The 599-nt window shown below is 49.1% G+C and carries 1 protein-coding gene; it reads right to left on the bottom strand.

Features of this window, described 5'->3' with window-relative positions; genetic code table 11:
• The coding region (locus ACQ76X_RS36140) for a M23 family metallopeptidase (RefSeq protein WP_438498700.1) at positions 1–548 on the bottom strand (548 nt) is incomplete at its 3' end.
• Positions 549–599: the final 51 nt, after the last annotated feature.

The raw sequence follows: 599 nt of genomic DNA, 5'->3' as shown, positions 1-599 counted from the left end.
CCGTTATGTTCTGCATAGTAACCACGAGGGTTATCTTTGGCCGACAGCCATTGAATCGGATCTCGACCGGCAGGAAGATCCTGTGATAACTTGATAATGGTATTGGCCGCAATCTGGGCCGATTCTCCGGTCGTTAGTCGCGCTCCTTTCCCCTTGCACCAGCATCCAAATACGTTCCACGGATTTCGGATAATCTCCGAAGCATGGTTATTGTTTCTCGGCACGAAAGATTGTTCTTGACCGGTAATGGCGATCAGGAGATAGGGGGATACATTTTTAGTCCGTCCCGCGTCATCGATCATCTGCAGCAGGCTGCGATCAGCCAGCGCGGATTTTCGTTTATTTAAAAACTGCAAGACGTAATCTACATTTAAGGGCTGATACCCTAGCTCACTTGGCAAACTTGGCAGTTCTGAGCCTGGGGCGAATACATAATTGAGTGGATCAACGGCTGCTCCGTTCAGCTCCACCTGAAAATGTAAATGTGAACCGGTAGATCGCCCAACAATCCCTTGTCCGATTTGTCCAATCAACTGTCCTTTGCTCACCCTGTCACCCACAGAGACATGCATCTGAGCAGATAGATGTCCGTAGGTAGT

The sequence above is a fragment of the Paenibacillus sp. IHBB 3054 genome, from assembly GCF_051594305.1.
Taxonomy (GTDB): domain Bacteria; phylum Bacillota; class Bacilli; order Paenibacillales; family Paenibacillaceae; genus Paenibacillus_AQ.
This window is presented reverse-complemented; position numbering and strand designations above follow the sequence as displayed.